This is a genomic window from Limibacter armeniacum, from assembly GCF_036880985.1.
In the GTDB taxonomy this organism is placed as follows: Bacteria; Bacteroidota; Bacteroidia; order Cytophagales; family Flammeovirgaceae; genus Limibacter; species Limibacter armeniacum.
Genome location: NZ_JBAJNO010000009.1, coordinates 3,140,799 through 3,158,230, shown reverse-complemented (window position 1 = coordinate 3,158,230; position 17,432 = coordinate 3,140,799). Strand labels below are relative to the sequence as shown.

8 protein-coding genes are annotated in these 17,432 nt (G+C 39.8%); 4 read left to right on the top strand and 4 right to left on the bottom strand.

Going from position 1 to position 17,432, the window contains the following annotated elements; all coding sequences use genetic code 11:
• Positions 1–52: 52 nt before the first annotated feature.
• Positions 53–2,329: a PAS domain S-box protein gene (locus tag V6R21_RS30845; RefSeq protein WP_334247340.1), complete on the bottom strand. Its 2,277-nt coding sequence runs from the start codon at positions 2,327–2,329 to the stop codon at positions 53–55.
• Between the two features lie 379 nt (positions 2,330–2,708).
• Between V6R21_RS30845 and V6R21_RS30840 the strand changes: the two genes are divergently transcribed.
• Both V6R21_RS30840 and recA read left to right on the top strand, forming a co-directional pair.
• Entirely contained in the window at positions 2,709–4,502 is a 1,794-nt protein-coding gene (locus tag V6R21_RS30840; protein WP_334247339.1) for an SLC13 family permease, read from the top strand.
• Between the two features lie 209 nt (positions 4,503–4,711).
• The gene (gene recA / locus V6R21_RS30835) at positions 4,712–5,794 is read left to right on the top strand and encodes a recombinase RecA (RefSeq protein ID WP_334247338.1); all 1,083 of its coding nucleotides are present in this window, start codon (positions 4,712–4,714) and stop codon (positions 5,792–5,794) included.
• Positions 5,795–5,876: 82 nt separating this feature from the next.
• On the opposite strand, the gene V6R21_RS30830 is transcribed toward recA, so the two are convergent.
• Both V6R21_RS30830 and V6R21_RS30825 read right to left on the bottom strand, forming a co-directional pair.
• Positions 5,877–8,360 carry a DUF6089 family protein gene (locus V6R21_RS30830; protein ID WP_334247337.1) on the bottom strand — a complete coding sequence of 828 codons (2,484 nt, stop codon included), beginning with the start codon at positions 8,358–8,360 and terminating at the stop codon, positions 5,877–5,879.
• A 371-nt stretch (positions 8,361–8,731) separates the two neighbouring features.
• Positions 8,732–11,719 carry a M16 family metallopeptidase gene (locus V6R21_RS30825; RefSeq protein ID WP_334247336.1) on the bottom strand — a complete coding sequence of 996 codons (2,988 nt, stop codon included), beginning with the start codon at positions 11,717–11,719 and terminating at the stop codon, positions 8,732–8,734.
• Positions 11,720–12,226: 507 nt separating this feature from the next.
• On the opposite strand from V6R21_RS30825, the gene secA reads away from it, so the two are divergent.
• Together secA and V6R21_RS30815 are read left to right on the top strand one after the other, a co-directional pair.
• On the top strand, positions 12,227–15,577 hold the full coding sequence (secA, locus tag V6R21_RS30820) for a preprotein translocase subunit SecA (protein ID WP_334247335.1): 3,351 nt from the start codon (positions 12,227–12,229) through the stop codon (positions 15,575–15,577).
• Positions 15,578–15,764: 187 nt separating this feature from the next.
• The gene (locus V6R21_RS30815) at positions 15,765–16,367 is read left to right on the top strand and encodes a hypothetical protein (RefSeq protein WP_334247334.1); all 603 of its coding nucleotides are present in this window, start codon (positions 15,765–15,767) and stop codon (positions 16,365–16,367) included.
• A gap of 64 nt (positions 16,368–16,431) precedes the next feature.
• On the opposite strand, the gene V6R21_RS30810 is transcribed toward V6R21_RS30815, so the two are convergent.
• Complete coding sequence (locus V6R21_RS30810) at positions 16,432–17,307, bottom strand: SDR family oxidoreductase (protein ID WP_334247333.1); 876 nt, start codon at positions 17,305–17,307, stop codon at positions 16,432–16,434.
• Between the last annotated feature and the right edge of the window lie 125 nt (positions 17,308–17,432).

Below are 17,432 nucleotides of genomic sequence, written 5' to 3'. Positions count from 1 at the left end.
AAAATAAGAAAAGCGTCTTTCGAAGACGCTTTTCTTATTTTTACCAATAACCTCATATTTCAGGTTGCATTACCACTAAAAAGCCTTTACTCTCCATATTCATATCTTTCTGTTGGTTAATGGATATCTTATATCTATGAGAGGTTTTATCGGAATGATACAAGTACACTTTCAAGGTCTGAGCCATTCCACTATCTGCTTTTTCCAAAGCCTGCTCAAAAGCTGTTTTGTCTTCTATCTCTACAAACCAGTCCTGTAAGAATTTATTTCTCATTTCTTTTCTTGAATACCCCGTCACTCCCTGAAATCCTACACTTGTTGATTTAATGGCACCATCTAACCTCAACTCCAAAATAGAGAAATGCGATTCATATAGGTTAATCTTTGTCTTGGTCTGATATTCCCGTTGTTTATCTTCTGTTGTAAAGTGGGCAAACTTGATCACTTTATATGGCTGACCTTCCAAGTCAAAAATTGGATTATAAGAACCTTCCAACCAAACCATTTGCTCATCTGAGCGCAGACGTTTGTACTCTCCTGAAGAAGATGTCCCCTCTTTAAGACTGTCCCAAAGCATCTTATATCTCGGCGAGCTAACTTCCTCTACAGGAACCAAGTTCTTCTCATGAATACCAATCAAGTCTTCCTCCTTATACCCCATCAGGTCTGTATAAATCATATTGGCAGCCAAGATATTCCCTTCCATATCAAACTCTATCATTGCCGTATTCTTACTGATAGCTTTCAATATATTCTTATTGAGGTTTGACTCTTCTCTAAGCTCAATCAGCTTATTACTAAGTTCTTCCTGTGTATGGTGGAGCTCTTCTGCATTCTTTCTCATTTGGTCTTCTTGCTCCTTGAGCGTCTTGTTCATCTTGATCGAGTCTTCCAACAGTTTTCGTGTATTACTGTTAACCAAATATACCGAAACAGTTGCCGCAAGCCTTTCAACAGCATCCTTTACAAAATCGATCTCATGCTTTTTTAGGTCTCCAAACGAAGCCAGTTCCAATACAGCCACAACATCATCATTGAACAGGACTGGACAAATCAACAGGTACTTGGGCGTAGCCTCCCCCAATCCTGAAGTGATCTCTGTATAACCTTCAGGTAAAGAGTTTAAGTAAAGGTATTGCTTCTCGATTAGTGCCTGCCCTATCAAACCTTGATCTATCGGAAGCCTTTTTTGTAAGTATTTCTTTTTGTCATAGGCAAAAGCCCCAATCATTTCCAGATACTTTCCCTCAAAGTCCTCTTTTACCTGAAACATAGCTCCCTGATTAACATTAAGGTATTTCACTAAAAACCTTACAAAAGCAAAGGACAGTTCATCCAGTGACTCATACTGCTCATTAACCAATATCTCACTCAGCTGAACCAAACCTATCGCTCTCCACTGGTTTTGTGCCTCATGCTCCTCATAATAGCTTAACAACCTTTGAGTTTTCTTTAACTCTTTGCCAATCTTATGTTCTGCTATTAACTCAGAATACTCCATTTCAAAAGTGCCTTTACCTAACTCCTCTACGGCCACTACTGTCTCATCAAAAATATTATCGACCTTATTTAAGACATCGTAAATAGCTGCAAATTTCGCATCACCAAATTTAGGCTCCTTATTAATCAGGTAGCAGGCATATTCATACGCCAAACCCAATGGATTTAACAACTTCTTTCTCAACAGCAGATATATATCTATCAAGAGGATGATACTTACCAATAAAACTATCCCGTAGAATACCGTATACCTATCTTCTGCTGCCTGAATATCACCCGTGATGGCACTCTTAAAAGTCCTGTTTTTACTTATTAGTCCTGAACTTCTTCGTTCCAGAAACTCCTGTAAATCTTCTACCCTATAACCACTCCTCTCCTCCTCCAATCCTTCTATAGATTTATCTGTCCTTACAGCTTCACTCAAACGAATACTTTCAGCCCAGAGCTTATCAATTTCAACAGCTACCTCATTAAAGCTTTCCTCATATGCTTTTCCAACTTTAGTCATTACATCTCCTTGCAATGGCTCCATTGTGACATTTTCATTTCCCCTCAACAGAACACCTCCATGATTAATCACACTAATTTCATACCCTACACGGTCTACATCCTGTTTCAACTTGAGTAACACACTTCTATTTTTACTCCCAACATATTCTCGCACAAGAAAAAGAAAGTCTTCAATTTTGTGCTCGTGCTCGAATATTCGCTCTTCTAAGAAACGTTTATCCCGCTGAAAAGACTTAAGAAGGGCGACTCCTCCAAGCAACACCATCATACCTATAATGATGAAAGAAGCAGTAAGCCTAAATTCTAAAGAAAGCTTCATAATAGTTAATGAGGTTTCGCCATGATCACAAAATGAGAAGAAGGAGGAACATGGCTTTTGAAATACAAGGAATGTTGAGTGTAATCAGGTTCTTTTACCAAGATGGTAATGATTCATAATAGAGAAGTTCTATAGAAGAAATAAAAAAGCAAACTCCTTTGAAAAAATAAATAATGGAAAAACAGATTATTTTCCTGAAAACCTACATTAGCCTCCCCCCATTCACTTTTTAAATAGCTCCCCGATTTGGTATGTTTCCAACTCATTATTCCGTACAGGAAAAATCAATTGGCTATCAACATTTTAACAACCTACAAGTGAGTCTGACTATACAGAAAGTAGGTCTAATTCACCGACTAACCTTGGCTGTCCATTATTCATGAGACCTACATTAATCACTTTTTATGACTTCTTGTCACAACCGGAGACTGACAAATGGATAATACTTGCTGTTTTGCTGTTTGTTATAGTTTCATTATTTCGAAACTGGGTAAAGCCTTCTTTGCTGTTTTTTATCAGCGTCATTACATTAATGGTATTGGGTGTTACTGAGCCAGCCTCAGTACTAGAAGGACTCAGTAATAAATCTGTTATCACCATTCTATTGCTGATCATTATCACCGCTTCTATCAACGAACATTTCAATCTTGAAGCCCTGCTAGACAAAACAATCGGCAGCATCAAAAATGCCCGAGTATTTATGTTCAGAATGACAGCTAGTGTTGCTATCCTTTCCTCCTTCTTAAACAATACGCCTGTTGTCGCTCTCATGACTCCTTACGTGTACAATTGGAGTAAGGAACATGGGGTTCACCCTTCGAAACTACTGATTCCTCTTTCTTACTCTACCATACTGGGAGGTATGATTACGCCTATCGGCACTTCTACTAACCTGGTGCTTATTGGTCTGATGCAAGCACATGGCTTGGACACGCTCCATTTTACCGATTTTCTATTCTTAGGCATTACAGTCACTTGTGTAGGCATAACTTACTTATGTACTTACGGCTATAAACTTTTACCTAAAAAGCAGGAAGCCTTCACTGATGTACGAAATATTGCTCCTGAATACTTAGTGGAAACAGAAGTGGTTGAAAACGCGCCATTCATAGGAAAAACACTTGCGGAAAGTGGGTTAATGGATTACCAAAATATGTATCTGATTGAAATACATCGAAACAATGAAACAATCTCACCAATACCTCCTGACCTAGCACTTGAACCACTTGACAGGTTGATCTATATGGGACAGACAGAAAAAATCATGTCAGTTATTCATTCTGAGATAGGGCTACGAATGCCTAATCATGACGAGGATCTTAGCATTGTTGAAGCCATTGTTTCTGCCAACTCTATCTTGATTGACCAAACTGCTGAAGAGGTAAACCTCAAACTCAACTTTGATGCTGAGCTTTTAGCTATTCAGCGAGAAGGAGAAAAATTCAATAAAGGATTGGAAAAGAGAAGGTTTAAAAGTGGTGACCTACTGTTACTTTCAGTTGAGGATAACTTCTTCAAAAACAGTCAATCATTAAAAGCATTTTATGTACTCTCACACCTCACAAAACCTCAAAGCAAGCTTGGTCGTGTCACCAATAAGTTTCTTTGGATGTCCGCTATCATTATTGGTGGGCTACTGTTTGGGTTTTGGGACATCTTCACCACTACATTACTGATACTAACTTCATTGTTGGTACTCAAACTGACTTCCTTTAGAAACCTTTCATCCGAAATTGACCTAGACTTGGTTGTTTTACTTGTTTCTGCTCTAGCACTCAGTAAGGCGTTTATCGATACAGGTGCTGCTCAGATGGTATCTGCACTTTATATCCAACTATTCTACCCATTAGGTCAAATCGGAATATTAAGTGGCTTATTTCTATTAACCGTCATCATTACTTCTTTTGTCACCAATGTAGCGGCTGTATCAATAACATTTCCAATTGCTTACTCTGCCAGTATTGAACTCGGGGTTGACGGAACACCTTTCTTTCTGGCGATTGCATTTGGCGCATCTGCAGCCTTTCTGACACCTGTAAGCTACCAGACCAACTGGATGGTCTATGCTCCTGGTGGTTATACCCCAAAAGATTTTCTAAAGACCGGACTTCCTCTCACAATTATTTATACCATTATTTGCCTGTCATACATCATTTTACGCTACAACTTGTAAGAGAAATTTTCTTAAATCTGTAAAATAATTAAGGAAATTTTTTCACTCCGTACTTCATTTACGGTCTACTCAAATACCTTTGTCATATAACAAGATCAGAAAAGTAATACTCATATCAATACATTTGTATTTTCTGATGGTTCGGCTGTAAAATGCCGTTGTATTTATTAAATTGTTTCAGCGTTTAAGAATTCAAAATTTCATATAAGATGGCTTCAGAAAAAGATCAACAAGAGAAATTAAAAGCGTTAGAGCTTACTATTGCCAAACTAGAAAAATCATACGGTAAAGGTGCTGTCATGAAGATGACAGATGAGCATGTGGTAGATGTAGCTACAATCTCAACAGGTTCTTTGGGACTTGATCTGGCATTGGGTGTAGGTGGTCTTCCTAGAGGTAGAATTGTAGAGGTTTACGGTCCTGAATCATCTGGTAAAACAACGCTTGCGCTTCATACCATTGCTGAAGCACAAAAGCAAGGTGGCATGGCTGCCTTTGTAGATGCAGAACACGCTTTCGATAAAATATATGCAGAGAAGCTTGGCATTGATATGGATCGCCTGCTAATCGCACAACCTGACCATGGTGAGCAAGCACTTGAAATTGCTGAACACTTGGTACGCTCAGGTGCTATTGACATTATCGTTATCGACTCAGTAGCAGCCCTGGTTCCTAAAGCTGAGCTTGAAGGAGATATGGGTGACAGTAAAATGGGTCTGCAAGCAAGATTGATGTCTCAAGCATTAAGAAAGCTGACAGGTGCTATTAACAAGACAAACTGCTGCTGTATCTTTATCAACCAGTTACGTGATAAGATCGGTGTAATGTTCGGTAGCCCAGAGACAACTACAGGTGGTAACGCTCTTAAATACTACGCTTCTGTTAGATTGGATATCCGTAGAATTGGTGCGATCAAAGAATCTGCTGACAACATCACTGGTAACAGAACCAGAGTGAAAGTTCAGAAGAACAAAGTGGCCCCTCCATTCAAGCAAGTTGAGTTTGATATTCTTTACGGTGAAGGTATCTCAAGAGCTGGTGAAGTATTGGATATGGCTGTTGATCTGGACATTGTGAAGAAAGCAGGTTCATGGTTCTCTTACCAAGGCACTAAGCTAGGACAAGGTCGTGAGACTGTAAAAGAGATGATCAAAGACAACCCTGAACTAATGGAAGAACTGGAAAGCAAAGTAAAAGCTCACTACAATGGTGAAGAGGTTGACACTAAAAACGCTGCTGCTGAAGCCGCTCCTGCACCTGCAAGCGCTGCTGCAAAAAGCGAAAGTAAATAAGCCTAACATACAGATAAAAAAAAGCAGGGTATCCAGTATTGGATACCCTGCTTTTTTATGTTGTACTCTCTAAAAGTAATTTTTAGTTATTCATATTCAGAGAAATATCAAGCCTGATAGTACCTGACGAACGGATATTAAAAGTTGAGATATCGTAGTTCTTATGTTCATAACCTTCTTCTGAAACAAAAATGACATAACTACAATCCTGCTCTAGCTTAAACCTGTAAGTACCTTCCTTGTCAGTAAAGACACTTTGCTCTTTGTCATCATGCAGGTTTAGTAAGGTTACTTTCACATTCCTAAGTGAATTACCACTACGTACATCTGTCACGTTTCCTTTAATAGCCAAGCGGTAGTCCATTGCTTCCACTTCTAGGTCTTTCCAAATCTCTTTCTCCTTTTTAATCCCTACTGTTGACAGTTCTACCGCTTCCATTCGCTTGTAGCCCCTTACCGAAGCACTCAGTTCATAGATATTTTCATTCTTGATATCAAAGCTGAAATTACCTTTACGGTCAGTCCTATGGATTTGTCTTGTATCATCCAGTACATTGGTCAGTGTTACCAAGGCTCCGGCAACATTAACCTTTCTGTCCTTAATCATTACAGCTCCATTCAGCTTCATGTCAATTACTTCAATCATATCTGAATCTTCACCTGTCAACAATCGGGACATTGGCAATCGCTCTACTGTCAGCTGGTAAATATCGTTACCACCTTTGCCTCCTCTTCTGTTGGATGTAAAATAACCTTCACGCTTTACAGAATTCAGAATCAACCCAAAATCATCATCAGATGAGTTTACTGGTGCTCCAAGGTTAACTACTTTATTAAAACCTTCATCTTTCTGGGAGGTTGCTTCATACATATCCAAACCACCCAACCCCAAATGTCCATCTGAAGCAAAATAAAGTGTACTGTCTTTGTGAATAAAAGGAGTCAACTCATTCCCTGCTGTATTAACAGGCTCTCCAAGGTTCATTGGATACGTCCACTGCCCTTTATACTTATAACTCACATAAATATCCGTTCCACCGTATCCTCCTTCCATGTCCGATACGAAATAGAGGGTATTTCCATCTTCACTTAAAGATGGCTGCGAAACAGAAAATTTATCTGAATTGAAAGGAAGTGGCTGTGCAAACTGCCAGTTGTTCTCAGCTATTGCCTCCACTTCATAGAACTGGTATTGCTGCATTTCTTCATCAGGGTTCTGTCTATCACAAACCGCAATAATTACCTTTCCTTCCTTCTTCCATGAAGTTGCTCCCTCATGATGAAAACCATTCAGCTTTTGATCCTCTATCACAACAGGTCTTGTAATTTCATTTCTGAAAATGTCATGAATAGGTGAATAGTAGAAGTTGTAATAGGCTTTACGCCCTGCTTTTCTTAGGTACTTGCCACTATTCTTATCAGACGCAAACAAAATACCTCCCTTATAATAAGCAGGCATACTTTCCGAATGCTCCGTATTGACGGCTAATGGCATTACAGTATAACGATCCTTATAAGAGCGGTAAATCACCTCTTTTTGGTCAGCTTCTGTTTTTCTTTCAAACTTCCAAATACCATCCTGACCGTTTGTAGGGAAATGCATATTATGCAATTTGGAAAGCTCCTTTCTAGGTTTGTTTTTGGAGATGATGTACTTCAATTTTACTCCTGCAGTAAAGTACCCATCCTTACTTGATGGATCTCCTCTCATATCACCTTCTGAAAAACGTTCTCCTGCTACCACTCGATTATCACCGGTCAATACAGCTATTGACTCTTGCGAACGGTCGGCCATCTGTATGGCTAAACTGTTGTCCTCAAAAGAAGAAGTAGCAATATAGCGGTTGCTCACATCATCGAGGTAATCAGTGAATGTTGCCCTAAAGCCAAACTCAACCCCTAAATCAAAACGATCATTCAAGCGGAAGTTTACACCAGCACCATAAGGTATCGTAAAACCTAACCTGCTGTAACTTTGTCCTTCTGTTTGCAATGGTCGAAGTGGAACCCAAAAATCACCATTTCCCTTCGTTGTTTTCGCCTGAGGGTTGTGTACATAAAAACCTAAACCTGCAAACAGGTAAGGATTCACCTTAGGTCTCTCAGAAAAGTGATTTGTATGGCGGAAGACATTGAACTGTCCACGGGCTGCTATTTCCCAAATATCATTACGGAAGTGTAGGTTCCTAGCATACGCAAAGGTATTTGGATCACTGCTCTGTGCATCATCCCCCTTAATTCGGGACCAAGAAAGTCCTGCCGATGCACTCAACCGTTGTGTAAATTGTTTTTCAGCACCCAAACTGAATGAAGCTCCCGATAGACCAAGATCTGTCCCAAAGGCAGAAGGGGATGGTGATAAATCCCCATAATAATGGGCCGTTCCTACCTGAAAATACAAGCTTAAATATCTGTCTGTCAGAATTTGGGGCTTATAAAAAATGCTTTTTTCTTTCTCCTGTACATTCAAAAGTTTCTCTTCTCCTTGTGCATTAGCCAATTGACTTGTCACAAAAAAATGAGTAATCAAAAATAGTAGTACAGGCAGTGACTTGCTGCCAAGCATAATCAGTCGTTTTTAGCTTTTGTAATTCGTTTTATTCCCTTTAAAAAATCTCAATGGAGTACCCAAAAATGCTTATTGCATCGGTCTTCCTCAAAACCTTTCATTACTATAACGTAGAATTGTTCTTTTTCAAGATTTATTTACACTAAAAACTCGAAAATAACACTAATTATCAATATTAAACAACTCTTAATGAAAAGTATAACACTAAGTCTACATAATCTCCTAACATACTAGGATACAACTACTAATTATCGCTCCTGAATATCAAAAGAAAACCCTACTGACCGAAAGCATATGGTCAGCAGGGTTGACTACCTTTTTTGTATATAACTAAGTGTATTTACAAATAAGTAATTCACTTAAGCTCATTATTGCTCTTGAGCCACTCTCTCTTTTTGTTCAAAAGCAAAAAGGTCTTCCAAAGTCAGTTCACGTGTCTCTCCATAAGCTTTCAACACATTGAAATCCAGCTTCTTTTTATCCCCTACCACACAGATCACATAATTCTGATCCTTGATAAAGTTCTGGTGAAAAGCCTTAACGTCTTCCAATGTCATATTCTGAACAGCGTTGTACACGTCTTTTCTAATATCATGATCAAGTCCCTTTTTCAAGGCACTTTCATAATTAAACAATACCGAAGACTTTGTGATACGCTCACTTTCAATCTTGCTCAACAAAGATGCTTTTGCTGTATTGAAGGCTTTCTCATCTTCAGGCAAGTTGTCCATCAGCTTTTTCATTTCCCTCATTGCTTCGTTCAACTTGTCTGCTTGCGTTCCTACATAAGCCAATGTATAATCTGCTTTCGCTTTTTCGCTACTTGTACGGTATGCACTGAATACGGAATAAGCTAACCCTTGCGCCTCTCTCATTTCTTGGAAAACAATAGAGCCCATACCTCCACCGAAGTACTCATTGAACAACCTTGATGCGGCTTCTCTTTCAGCCGAATACTCATTGCCTTTAGCAAGGAATAGTATTTCAGCCTGAACCATATCATAATTGGTCCAGAAAACCTTCGTCTTATCCACGTCCTGCTTTACAAAGTCTTTCTGCTCAGGCAGTGGCTTCAACTTTTCAGGAAGTTCACGGTGCTGATTCAATGTCGCAACTACTTCATCCATTTCTCTTGGACCATAGTACAATACTCTGTGTTCTAATGTAGGAAGTTCTTTCATCAGCATAACCAACTCCTCTGCTGTCAGGTCCTGCAACTCTTCATTGGAAAGTGTATTGGTTAATGGAGAATTAGCACCGTACAAACCATAATTCATCATGCCTTGGAACAGGATTCTGCCCTTATCCTTCTGAATGTCCTGTCTTTCTTTAACCTTGTTTGCGATCAGCTTGTCTAATGCATCTTGGTCAGGCTTCGCATTTTTCAACAAGTCCTCGAACAGCACCAACGCTTTGTCCATGTTCTCATCAAGTCCATCCAAGTAAACATATACACGATCTTCAGCTACGTTTACACCAAAGTTACTTCCTAACTTATAGAACTCTTTTTTCACCTGCTCAGAAGACAACTTGTCTGTACCCAAATATTCAAGATACTCAACAGCCAAACTTAATTTAGGGTTGGTATTGCTTCCCACATCCAGTAAATAATATGCTGTAAACAGGTCATTTTCCTCGTTATTCTTATATCGAACCAGTACATCGCTTTTCATTTTAGTCTCCTTGATGTCTTTTTGGTAATCAAGGAACATTGGGTTCGATTTAGGAGACTCCATTGCTGCAATCTCCATCAAATAATCAGACTGCTTGTCTCTATTCAGTGATACTTTTGAGATTTGAGGCTTTTCTACTTTCTGAGCATTAGGGTCTTCGCCTGTGCGCTTGTAAACAACTACATAGTTATCCTTATAGTACTCGTTTGCAAATCTCACCAACTCATCTTTTGAGATAGTTCTCATCTCATCGATATCATCCACATAGTCTTCCCAAGCGATATTGTTCGTAAAAGCTATCACAAACTCACCCGCCCTACTACTATTTCTTTCAAACTTCTTGATTTGGCTTTTCTTCAAATCATTTACAACCGCATCTAGTAGCCAATCCTCAAACTCTCCTTTTTTCAGTTTTTCTACCTGAGCAAGGAGCAAGTCTTTTACTTCTTCTAGCTCCTGACCCTCTCTAGGCACTCCATAAAGTACGTGCATAGAATAGTCGTTCATTTCATATGGATAACAACTAGCATCCAACACCTCCTGCTTTTGCTTCAGGTTTAGGTCAATCAATCCCGCACTGCTGTTTGACAATATCATATCACAAAGCTTCATTTTCAGGAACTCTCTCGAGTTTGAAGATTCACCCGGAAAACGATACGCCATTGTAACCATTGCAGCACTTGGACCAAACACTTCTTTCTCAGCAGGTGCTTTCAAACCTTCAGTTGGAGTGAAAGCATATGCTTCCAGGTCCTCATTAGGTTGCCAGCTTCCAAAGTATTTATTGATCAGCTCAATGGTCTTTTCTGGATTAAGGTCACCACTCAAGCAAATCGCAACATTATTAGGCTTGTAATACTGGTTAAAATAATTCTTGATCTCTGTGATAGAAGGATTCTTCAGGTGATCAATTGTTCCAATTACAGTTTGTGTTCCATACTTATGCTCTGGGAAAAGTGAAGACATCAGCGTCTCGTAAACCTTCCATTGGTCGTTGTCCAATGAGCGGTTTTTCTCTTCATAAACAGCCTCCAGCTCCGTGTGGAACAAGCGGTTAACGATCATACTGAAGCGCTCACCTTCAACTTTCAGCCATTTTTCCAGCTCTGTAGAGGGAATATCATTTACGTAAACTGTTCTGTCAGTTGTTGTGTACGCATTCGTACCTTTAGCTCCCATTTGAGATACCAGCTTATCATACTCATTGGCAATAGCAAACTGAGAAGCTTCATTAGAAACTTGATCGATTTTAGTATAATACGCTTTTCTTTCTTCAGGGTCTTCCAGTGTACGATAGTGCTCAAACATACGCTCAATACTATCCAGCAATACTTTCTCCTGTTCAAAATCCTGCGTACCAATTTTGGAAGTACCTTTAAACATCATGTGCTCAAGGTAGTGAGCCAGACCTGTAGCATCTGACGGATCATTTTTTCCTCCCGCTTTGACAGCAATATAAGTCTGAATTCTTGGTGCATCTTTGTAGACACTCAAGTAAACCTTCAGTCCGTTATCTAATGTGTAGATTCTTGCTCCCAGTGGGTCATTTGACACGTACTCATAAGTGAAGTCACCTTCAGTAGCTGTATGAGTTTCATATTTTTGCTGCATTTCCGAAGGTCTTTCACAAGCAAAGACACCGCAAATAGCAGCAGTCATCATCAGCGATTGTAGCTTTCGCATAGAAAGTTAGGGTTTAAGGGTATAAATAATTGTCGTTGTACAGATTGCAACTTTGAAGAAAAAATCGTTGCATTGACACTCTTAAGATAGGCAGATAAATAAGAAATTTCCAAGATATACTATCAGCTTAGAAGGCAAAAGTGATGTTTTAGCAAATTTTAAGTAATATTTTTTCTAGGAAAGGTTAAATTTTTATTAAGCAGAAAATGACAATTCCTTTTGATGAATTTTTTAACTCATCAGTTCAAAACACAACCATATCTACCAAGTTTACAAGCACTTAAACTTCTTGTGTATTTATTACAATCATTTATCTTGAGATTATTTTAGGGCTCTGTTATTTTTACATGTTCCTACATATCGTATAAAATACCTTGACAACCGTTGCGAAAGTTTATTGATTGCCCTTTTCAGATAAAAAATGTAATTACTTATTTGTAAATTTGCACATTAGGAAAAGCAAAACGACTTGCTGTTTTCGTTTGTCAATCGTCACACAACAATAATATGCTAGATAAAATCACCAAGGCTATCTCGAAAATCTTTGGGACAAAGTCCGAGAGGGATTTGAAGGAGATTATGCCTATCGTTAATCAGATTAAGGAAGAATACACCAAACTTTCAAACATTACTGACGAGGAACTCCGCCAAAAAACCAAGGATTTCATTGCCCGCATCGAGCAAGAACTGAGTGAGATTGACGCTCAGATCACGGAAACAAATGAAAAGGCAGAGAACCCGGCAGCTTCCGCTTCTGAGAAAGACGCTCTTTTCAAGCAGGTGGATAAGCTGAAAGAACAGCGTAACACTCGTTTGGAAGAAGTTCTAAATGATATATTACCTGAAGCTTTTGCGGTAGTAAAAGAAACAGCCCGCAGGCTTACAGAAAATAAAAAGCTGACTGTCAATGCTACTATGTATGACGAGCAGATGGCAGCAAAATGCCCTAACGTTACAATCGAAGGCGACAAAGCAGTATGGAGCAACAAATGGCTAGCTGCTGGTAGCGAAGTAGAATGGAATATGGTCCACTACGACGTACAGCTGTTCGGTGGCGTTGTATTGCACCAAGGCAAGATTGCTGAGATGATGACCGGTGAAGGTAAAACACTCGTGTCAACACTTCCTGCTTACCTGAATGCGCTAGCAAAAAGAGGTGTACATATCGTTACAGTGAACGACTACCTTGCTATGCGTGACTCTGAGTGGAATGCACCACTTTTCGAGTTCCACGAACTGAGCGTAGATTGTATCGATAAGCACCAACCCCACTCTCCTCAGAGAATTGCTGCTTACAACTCAGATATTATTTACGGTACAAACAACGAGTTTGGCTTTGACTACCTGCGTGACAACATGTCCCGCAACAGAAAGGAACTGGTACAACGTGACCACCACTTCGCTGTAGTCGATGAGGTTGACTCCGTACTGATTGATGATGCTCGTACACCATTGATTATCTCAGGTCCTGTACCAAGAGGTGACCAACATGAGTTTTTCGAGCTGAAGCCAATGGTAGCTAAGCTTGTTGAAGAGCAACGTAAGCTAGTTCAAGGTTTCCTGACAGATGCCAAAAAGCAAATTGCTGCTGGTGAATCCAAGGAAGGTGGTCTGGCATTGCTTAGAGCACACAGAGGTCTGCCAAAAAACAAACCACTTATCAAGTACTTGAGTGAGGTTGGACATAAGCAAATCCTGCAAAAGACAGAAAACATCTATATGGCGGACAACAACAGGCTGATGCCAGAGGCAGACAAGCCGTTGCTGTTCAAAATTGAAGAGAAAAACAATACAGTAGACCTGACTGAAAAAGGTCTAGATGTTATTACAGGTGGAAACGATAAAAACTTCTTTGTACTTCCTGATCTAGGTACAGAAATGGATCTTATCGAGAAAGATCCTCAAATGTCAGATGAGGAAAAGGTTGAAGCAAAGGACAAACTTATCGCTGACTACGAAATCAAAACTCAGCGTATCCACACAGTCCAGCAGCTATTGAAATCTTACACTTTGTTTGAAAAAGATGTTGACTACATCGTAGTTGAAGGCAAAGTAATGATTGTCGATGAGCAGACTGGTCGTGTAATGGAAGGACGTCGTTACTCTGACGGTCTACACCAAGCATTGGAAGCCAAAGAGAACGTTAAGATCGAAGCTGCTACACAAACATACGCTACAGTTACACTGCAGAATTACTTCAGAATGTACCACAAGCTTGCGGGTATGACAGGTACAGCAGAAACTGAAGCGGGCGAGTTCTGGCAAATTTATGAACTGGACGTTGTAACTATCCCAACCAACAGACCTATTGCACGTCAAGACATGCAAGACAAGGTTTACAAAACTGTAAGGGAGAAATTCAATGCTGTTGCTGAAGAAATCCAACATATGGTACAGCAAGGCAGACCGATACTGGTAGGTACAACATCAGTAGAAAACTCGGAAGTTCTGAGCCGTATGCTGAAGATGCGTCGCATCGAGCACCAAGTACTGAACGCTAAGCACCACGCAATGGAAGCTGAGATTGTAGCGAAAGCTGGTCAGCCAGGCACCGTTACAATTGCAACCAACATGGCAGGTCGTGGTACCGATATCAAACTCTCTGATGAAGTTAAAAATGCTGGAGGTTTGGCTATTATTGGTACAGAAAGACACGAATCTAGACGTGTTGACCGCCAGTTGAGAGGTCGTGCAGGTCGTCAAGGTGATCCAGGTAGCTCTCAATTCTATGTCAGCTTGGAAGATAACCTGATGCGTCTGTTTGGTTCAGATCGTATTGCTAGTGTAATGGACCGCCTTGGCCTAGAAGAAGGTGAGGTTATTCAGCACTCAATGATTACAAAATCTATTGAGCGAGCGCAGAAGAAAGTAGAAGAAAACAACTTTGCTATTCGTAAGCGACTGCTGGAATATGATGACGTAATGAACTACCAACGTGAAGTAATCTACCGCCGTAGAAGAAACGCCCTGTTTGGTGAGCGTCTACAATTGGATATCATGAACTCTTTCTTTGATGCAGCTCAATTTATCGCTGAAACACATCAAGGTAACTTTGAAGGCTTTAAGCTGGACGCTTTGAAAGCATTGGCTGTTCATACAAAGATTTCAGAGAATGATTTCCACAAAATGAATGAGGAGGAAATCACGGTAGCGCTATACAAAGAAGCTATTGATCAATACCGAGCTAAGAATAAAGCGCTGACTGAAAAAGTACTGCCAGTATTCAAGCAGCTTTTTGAAGAAAGAGGTGCAGTAGTTGAAAACATTGCAGTTCCTGTTACTGACGGCAGACACATGATGCAAATCACTGCTAACCTGAAGGATGTTGTAGAGACGGAAGGTGAAGCGCTAGTGAAAACTCTGGAGCAAAACATTACGCTTGCTGTAATTGACCAGGAATGGAAAGAACACCTGAGAGAAATGGATGAGCTGAAGCAGCAGGTACAAAATGCTGTTCACGAACAAAAAGATCCATTGCTGATCTTTAAGTTTGAGTCTTTTGAATTGTTCAAGAGCTTCCTGAATCAGGTAAATGAGGATTGTGTATCATTCTTGAGCAAAGCCAATATAGCTGTTCAGGAGAAACCTCCAGTTCCTGTAACCAATGCAGTACCTGAACCTGCTGAAAAAGTAACTGCTGAAAAAGCAGAGGTTCATTCGTCATTGGAAACTCCTAAAGCACATGATCCATCTGAAGCTGCTGTGGAAGTAACAAAGCCAATCAGCTCAGAAAAAGAGTACGGGAGAAATGACAGAGTAACTGTAAAATACAGTGATGGCACTGTCAAAGAAGATGTGAAGTTTAAAAGTGTGGAACAAGACGTAAAAAACAATAAGTGCATTATTGTAAAAAGCTAAACCACACTATTCATCTTGATAAACAAGGCGGTTTCTCTTTTTGAGAAACCGCTTTTTTTATCCCTTCACATTCAAATTGTTCTGTTTTTAGCTTTTCACAAATCCATTACGTTACAAACTGATGCATTGGCATAAAATTTATACCTTTGTCTAAATATTATACCCTTACTTTTGCATCTACACAAACATGAAAAAGATATTAATTTACATAACCTTTTTACTGCCTGTACTATTTACAGCCTGTAAAAGTGGACAAAAAGGGGCCTCTGCTAATTACGATGACCTGTTTAAAACGGACCTTACGAAATATCGAGTAAGTTATCATCCTGATACGACCAATCAATCGTCTGTATCAACTGAAACCGGGGTTTCAGCAGAAGGTGTTCCCGAAGGCTATATCAACAGTAAAGTTGATGAAAAACTAGGACTAATGGCCCAAAGAGAACTTGGTGGTATCCCTGGTTACAGGCTATTGATTTTCTCAGGAACCAATCGTCGTAAAGCCGAAGAAATCATCAGCAACCTAAAATACAATATGGGGATGTTTGATGTAAGTATGGAATACGAACAGCCTAACTATAAGGTCAAAGCAGGGACCTACTTTACAAAGTTGGATGCACATGCGGACCATGTTCAGTTGAAAAAAGCATTCCCTTCAGCTATTCTTGTTTCAGAGAGAATTAACCTTGCTAAAGCTCGTCTGAGACAGCGTAGAGCTGACAGTGAACGTCAGAACCAACTTCAAAAAGAAGAGGATTTGGATAATAATGCTACTGAAAGTGGCTATTAAATAAGAAAGCGGTGAAGCAATTAGATACTTCACCGCTTTTTTATTTAATCTGTGTTTATGGGAGTTATTTTTTATTAGCCTGTCTAACCAGCTGAGCCACTTCATCCCACATATCAGAAGACAACTCATCCAAGAAGTTAAACTCACCACCATTCTTTAACCACTCTCCTCCATCAATCGTAATCACCTCACCATTGACAAAAGAAGAAAAGTCTGACACCAAGTATGCTGCCAAGTTTGCTAGTTCCTGATGCTCTCCAACACGCCCTAAAGGGATTCGGGATTTTGGATCCATCTTTTCTTCCAAATTTTTAGGGAACAGTCGGCTCCATGCACCTTCCGTCGGAAATGGTCCTGGAGCAATTGCATTGGAACGGATACCATATTTTGCCCATTCTACAGCAAGCGAACGTGTCATTGCCAATACACCTGACTTGGCACATGCAGAAGGTACAACATACCCCGAACCTGTCCATGCATAAGTTGTAACTACATTCAGTATAGTTCCTTTCTGCTTATTTTCAATCCAGTCTTTTCCCAAAGCCAAAGTACAATTGTAAGACCCTTGCAATACGATTCCTATTATTGTATCAAATGCCTTATGAGAAAGACGTTCAGTCGGACTGATAAAGTTACCGGCTGCATTGTTAACCAGCCCGTCAACCTGACCAAAAGTATCCTTTGCAGACTGTAATACAGCTTCCACCTCATTGTATTTCCTTACATCGCAGGTAACGGGTAGAACCTTCCCTCCTGTTTCAGCCATCAGCTCCTCAGCCGCTTTGACCAAGACATCTTCCTTACGACTTGAAATAACAACGTTAGCTCCTAGTTCTAAAAAATACTTTGACATTGACCTTCCCAAGCCTGTCCCTCCTCCTGTCACCAGAATTGTTTTTCCTTCAAGACTTCCAGCCTGAAGCATTGGTTTATTATACATATAATTTTGTTGTTTATGGTTGTGAATCGGTATTCACTGTAAGTAAGTAACTGATTAGGCTATCTACAAAAAAAGCCAGTGAAAATTTCACTGGCTTATTATTATGAACTTCTTAGAACATGATT

Coding starts and splice junctions, on each gene's coding strand:
- V6R21_RS30845 (WP_334247340.1), bottom strand. CDS start 2,329: ATGAAGCTTTCTTTAGAATTTAGGCTTACTGCTTCTTTCATCATTATA.
- V6R21_RS30840 (WP_334247339.1), top strand. CDS start 2,709: ATGAGACCTACATTAATCACTTTTTATGACTTCTTGTCACAACCGGAG.
- recA (WP_334247338.1), top strand. CDS start 4,712: ATGGCTTCAGAAAAAGATCAACAAGAGAAATTAAAAGCGTTAGAGCTT.
- V6R21_RS30830 (WP_334247337.1), bottom strand. CDS start 8,360: ATGCTTGGCAGCAAGTCACTGCCTGTACTACTATTTTTGATTACTCAT.
- V6R21_RS30825 (WP_334247336.1), bottom strand. CDS start 11,719: ATGCGAAAGCTACAATCGCTGATGATGACTGCTGCTATTTGCGGTGTC.
- secA (WP_334247335.1), top strand. CDS start 12,227: ATGCTAGATAAAATCACCAAGGCTATCTCGAAAATCTTTGGGACAAAG.
- V6R21_RS30815 (WP_334247334.1), top strand. CDS start 15,765: ATGAAAAAGATATTAATTTACATAACCTTTTTACTGCCTGTACTATTT.
- V6R21_RS30810 (WP_334247333.1), bottom strand. CDS start 17,307: ATGTATAATAAACCAATGCTTCAGGCTGGAAGTCTTGAAGGAAAAACA.